Genomic DNA, 5,273 nt, shown 5'->3' with positions numbered 1-5,273 from the left:
TCTTCATGCAGGCGCACGACGATTGGGAACTGGCGAACACCTTCGAACAAGGCACCGGCTTCGGCGCCGCCGACGGAGGCGCGAAGCGCATCCAGTGCGTCTTCGACGTCGAGACCGTAACGGCCAAGGGCGGCCCGATCCACCGTCACCACGAGTTGCGGTGCGCCGGTGATCTGGTCGGCCTGGACTTCAGCAGCGCCGTCAACTTGCTGCAGGAGTGTCTGTAGCACCTGCGACCTGTCGAGAAGGATTTCCGAGTCTGGCCCGAAGATCTTTACCGCCAGCTCAGCACGTGTTCCGGTGATGAGCTCATCCACGGCCATGGCAATCGGCTGCCCGATGCTTGCAACGATACCTGGCACCGATTCCAGGTTTTCCGAGATGGCCGTACGCAAGTCCTCGGGAGACATCCCTTGGCGCCACTGATCGCGCTGTTGCAGTTCGACGAAGGCTTCTGCGCTATTGGTCGGGTCCGCATGCGCGCCGACTTCGCCGCGCCCGATGCGGGTGACGATCGACTTGATCTCGGGAAATGCGTCCAGCAGCCGCTTCTCGATCCGGGTTGTCGTCGCGGTGGCTTCCGTCAGCGAAATCGATGGAGCCATCGTGATCCTCAGAAGGATGTCACCTTCTTCCAGCGAGGGTGTGAATTCCGACCCCAGCCGCGAGCCGGCGAGCCCACCTGCAACAAGAAGCACAGCAGCCATCACAATGGCTGCCATGCGTTGCCTGACGAAAAAGCCAGCAAGTGAGCTGACATAGCGGGCGATAAGGTCAGGCTTCTCTTCGCTTTTTGCCTTTCCGCGTCGCATCAGGCCATTTGCAAGGGACGGCGCAATCAGCGCGGCGTAAAAAAGCGAACCGGTCATCGCAAGCGCAGCCGATGCGGCAAGTGGACGGAACGTCTTGCCCTCAACGCCCTGCAGCGAAAACAGCGGCAGGAAGACAACGATGACCACTGCGACAGCGGCAACCAGGGGCGCAATGACCTCGGCAGTCGAGCGTGCAACGACGCTCCGCTGATCTTCCGTACCTGCGCTTTCCCGGAGACTCCGATCGACATTTTCCGCGATGACGATCGCGCCATCGACCATCATCCCGATGGCGATGGCGACACCGCCCAGTGACATCAGATTGGCACTGATGCCGAGCACGTTCATCGCGATGAATGCAAAGCCGACAGAGAAGGGGATAGAGAGAACGACGACGAGGCTTGGCCGCCACCCGCCCAGAAAGACGAAGACAACTAGCGCCACAAGCAGACCGCCCTGCCAGAGCGCGGTCGTCACCGTTGCAGAAGCCTTGTTCACGAGTGTACCCTGGTCATAATAGGGAACCGCCGTCACGCCTTCGGGCAGGCTTGCGTTGATTTCTTCAAAGCGCTTCTGCACGCGGGCGATTACGTCAGACGTGTTGGTGCCGTAGAGCTTCAGCACGAGGCCGGCGACGACTTCGCCTTGACCATTTGCCGTGGCAAGTCCCTGGCGGACGCCGCCGCCGATGACGATTTCGCCCAGGTCGCGGACGCGGACGGGGCGTCCGTCATCAACATTGACAACGATTTCGGCAAGGTCATCGACCGACCGGGCCAGTCCGACGCCGCGCACGGTGTACTGCTCCGCGCCAATTTCGAGGAATTGCGCGCCTTCCGTCTTGTTGCCGCGCTCCAGCGCGCCAATCACGTCGCCAATCTGGATATCATAGGCGAGCAATGCATCCGGATCGAGGCGGACCTGGTATTGCTTTTCGAAGCCGCCAAGCGAGAGCACTTCGGTGACGCCCGGAACGGTCTGCAGCTGATACTTGATGATCCAGTCCTGGATCTCGCGCATTTCGACGAGATCCCGCGTCCCGCTGGTGTCATCCAGTCTGAAGTAGAGAATGATGCCCAGGCCCGTCGATATGGGTCCCATTTGTGGGTCACCAAACCCGTCCGGAATGTTGCCGCGCGCCTCAGCGAGACGTTCACCGACGACCTGGCGGGCAAAATAGACGTCCGTCCCATCTTCGAAATAGATGTTGACCACGGACAGGCCGAAATTCGAGACCGAGCGCATGCTCTTGAGTTTCGGGAGGCCGGACATGGCCGTCTCAATCGGATAGGTGACATAGCGTTCGACCTCCTCCGGGGCGAGGCCTTCGGTTTCGGTAAAGACCTGGACCAGGGAGGGCGTCACGTCCGGAAAGGCATCCACGGGCAGGGCCCGGAAAGCGAACAGGCCGCCAAGCGTCATGGCGAGTGCCGCGATGGCTGCCAGGAGGCGGCCCCCGGCGATACGGTGCATAAAATTGATCATGTCTGTTGGTCCTAGTGTCCGTGTCCATCGCCAAAGGCGTCTTTTTCAAGCTGGGCCTTGAGGGTGAAACCCCCTTGCGAGACAAAGGTCTCGCCGACCGCCAGGCCTGAACGAATTTCGACAAAGCCGCCGGCCGTTGCACCGATCATCACGGGCTTGGGGGCGAAACCGCCTTCAACGGGAACAAAGATCGACGGTTTGTCCTCGACAATCTGGACGGCTGTTTGCGGGACCCGCACCACGGGGCTTGCATTGCCGACACTGAGATCGGCCGTCACAAACTGGCCGGGCGTCAGACTGCCATCGGTATTGGCCACAATCACCCGTGCCGTCGCGGTGCGAGAGGTTTCATTGATGACGGGAAGCACGAAAGCGACAGTCGATAGCGCCAGGACATTTCCTGCGTCGGTCTTCAGCGCGACAGGTGCGCCAATACGTATACGACCAATGTCCTGTTTGTAGACGGCGATGTCTGCCCAGACCACGCTGTCATCCGCGATCGTGAAGAGCGTGTCGGCGCCGGCATCTCCCGCGGCAACCGTCTGGCCAAGCGTGACTGCGCGCCGGACAATCGTTCCGGAAATCGGCGCGGTCAGGTAGGAATTGGCATTGTCGCCATCTCTTGCTGTCGCGACCTTCTCCAGGGCTTCGTGACTGACACCGGCAGCGTGCAGCTCGTTTTCGGCCGCATCACTCGCGGCTTTCGCGGCTTCAAATTCCGCACGGGCTGCCTGGACATCGGCTTCGGATGTGATCTTGTCGGCCCAGAGTTGTTCCTCGCGCGCGAGGGCCTGAGCGGCCAGGGCCTTGCCAGTTTCACCTTTCTGCCAGGCCGCTTTCAGGCCCGCGAGATCGCGACTGGAAATCAGTGCCAGCGTTTGGCCCCGCTTCACATGATCGCCTTCGCTGGCATAGAGCTTTGCGACCACGCCGCTGACCTTGGGTGAGACATTCGCCACCCTGTCTGCGTCGAACCTTATTTCCGCTGGAAGGCTGAGCGACTGGCCCATTTCGGCCAATTTCGCTTCACTGAGTTCAATGCCCGCTTCGCGCGCTTCTGCTTCGGTCAGATTGACGACATCGTCTTCGTCTTCGCCGTGTTCGTCGTGAGTATCGTTTCCTTCGGAGTCCTTCTCATTGTCGGCGGCCGAGAATGCCTCATACGGGGTGTGCCCGTGCGTGTCATTTACGGCCGAAGCGACGGCGCTGGTTTTGCCGTCTACCGCTGAAGTCTCGCCACAGGCAGACAGCAGGGTTGTCAAACTCAGTAGGGCTGTTGTCAGGATCAGGGTCTGTTTCACTGGATGTCTCCATTAAAGGGGGCGGCGCCAATCAGGCTTCGCAAGCGCATGTTTTCTGTATTCAGGGCGCGGGCCGCATCGATTACGGCTACGCCGGCTTCGATCAGGCCTTTGCGGGCATCGAGGGTTGAGGTGAGATCGAACTTGCCCGCGGCATAGCCCTGGACGGATGCTTCATAGGCCGCCCTGGCTGAGGGCAGGGCATCGTTCTCAAGGAGCGCCAGGCGTTCCTGGGCCGCGCGGACCTGAGAGACCGAGGCGCGTTGGCTGGCAAGCAATCTTGCCTCCACAGCCACCCGGTCGGTGCGCCGGGCATCGACTCTGTAACCAGCAGCGCGGGTTGCGTCACGGTTGCGGTCAAACAGGGGGACAGGCACGCTGACGCCGATAAGGAATGCGGTATCGCCCGTTTGCTCAAACTGCCGCATGCCCGCACTTAGGGTAAGATCAGGGGCCGCCTGAGCACGCGCCAGATCCTGCTCCGCCTGCCGCGCGACAATACCGGCCTCGGCCACTTTGACAGCAGGGTGTTGTGCCAGGTTGGCTGCGCCGGGGTGGGTGGGCGCCGTCATTGGCAGGACAGGTGCCTCGAAGACCGGGTCGGCGCTTCCCCACAGTGCGCTGAGATCGTAGCGAAGGGCCTCCATGTCACCGCGTGTCTGTGCGGCCACTGCACGCAGGGTTGCAGCATCAGCTTTGGCCCGGGAAAGTTCCGGTGGCGCGGCCGCGCCTGCATCCACTCGCTTGCCAACGGTTTCGCTGAGCGTGTCCGCCAGGTCGGCCGATTGATTGGCGAGACGGACGAGCTGGACAGCTGCGTCCAGTTCATAGAAGAGCGTCACCGCCTCCAGTTCTGTTTCACGCAGGATGGCGCCGCATTCTGCCGTTGCAAGCGCGGCACTGGCACGCGCAGCGCGCTGACGTTTTGTTCGCTTGCCGCCCAGCTGGAATGTCTGGGCAACCGAGAACGTTGTCTCGGTTTGATCAAACCCGGCGAGGGGGCCGGAGCCTGAGAAGTTTTCAAGTTCCAATCCGATCATAGGATTGAGCCAGCGGCCGGCCTGATCTGCGTCCGCCTCGCGAGCGCGTGTTTCCAATGCGGCCTTGCGCACTTCCGGAGACGCATTGCGGACTTCTGCCAGTACGGCGTCAAGTGATAAAGGCTCGCCTGGCTGGATTGCGGTGGCAGTGACCCTTGGTCCGCTGCACGGAGCTGCGACCGCAGTGCCCGCAAGGACAGCTGCGATCAGGGCGCAACATGCGCCCTGCTTCAATGTGTTCATTGATATAATTTCCTCGTGATGACCTGAAAGATGCCGACGGCAGAGCCGCAGCTAGGGAGTCAGGTCAGACACGGGGAGGGCGGTAGAGTCCGAAGGGACCGGCGCGAGGCGCGAACATGTTCGCCTCGGGCAGAACGACTGTCCGAAGTCCCCAGGGGGAAACGAATCTGGATGGGAAAGATCCGGCCAGATGGAAATGGCAACTGCCGCAGGTGTGCGCGTGGTGATCGTGATCAGGACGAGACTGCCCGTCGTCCTTGCGGTCTGTACCGGATGCCGCAAGTTGGTCATCCAGCGCCTGGCAGGCAATGGTATCAGGAGCCATCGCATGTACATCCGCCGACGCAGGGCCAATCAACATGGTCGCGACCAGACAAGCTGCGAGCCATATT

4 protein-coding genes are annotated in these 5,273 nt (G+C 61.4%); 1 reads left to right on the top strand and 3 read right to left on the bottom strand.

Annotation, left to right across the window (positions count from 1 at the left end; genetic code table 11):
• From AAC023_RS13510 to AAC023_RS13500, 3 genes are all read right to left on the bottom strand, one after another.
• A partial coding sequence (locus AAC023_RS13510; protein WP_339741722.1) for a CusA/CzcA family heavy metal efflux RND transporter occupies nt 1-2,285 on the bottom strand: 2,285 nt, incomplete at its 3' end.
• 23 nt (nt 2,286-2,308) lie between these two features.
• Nucleotides 2,309-3,598, bottom strand: a complete 1,290-nt coding sequence (locus AAC023_RS13505) for an efflux RND transporter periplasmic adaptor subunit (protein ID WP_339741721.1) — start codon at nt 3,596-3,598, stop codon at nt 2,309-2,311.
• A complete protein-coding gene (locus tag AAC023_RS13500) occupies nt 3,595-4,881 on the bottom strand; it encodes a TolC family protein (protein WP_339741720.1) in 1,287 nt (428 codons plus the stop codon). The genes AAC023_RS13505 and AAC023_RS13500 overlap by 4 nt, the downstream gene beginning before the upstream one ends.
• 196 nt (nt 4,882-5,077) lie before the next feature.
• On the opposite strand from AAC023_RS13500, the gene AAC023_RS13495 reads away from it, so the two are divergent.
• Nucleotides 5,078-5,273: hypothetical protein (locus AAC023_RS13495; protein WP_339741719.1), on the top strand; the 196-nt coding region annotated here is incomplete at its 3' end.

Origin of the sequence: uncultured Maricaulis sp. (assembly GCF_963976135.1) — a bacterium.
Classification (GTDB): domain Bacteria; phylum Pseudomonadota; class Alphaproteobacteria; order Caulobacterales; family Maricaulaceae; genus Maricaulis.
The sequence above is the reverse complement of the archived record's forward strand: the minus strand, read 5'-3'. Positions and strand labels throughout refer to the sequence as shown.

Bases quoted from the DNA above. Each gene is read 5' to 3' on its own strand.
- AAC023_RS13500 (WP_339741720.1), bottom strand. From the start codon at position 4,881: ATGAACACATTGAAGCAGGGCGCATGTTGCGCCCTGATCGCAGCTGTC.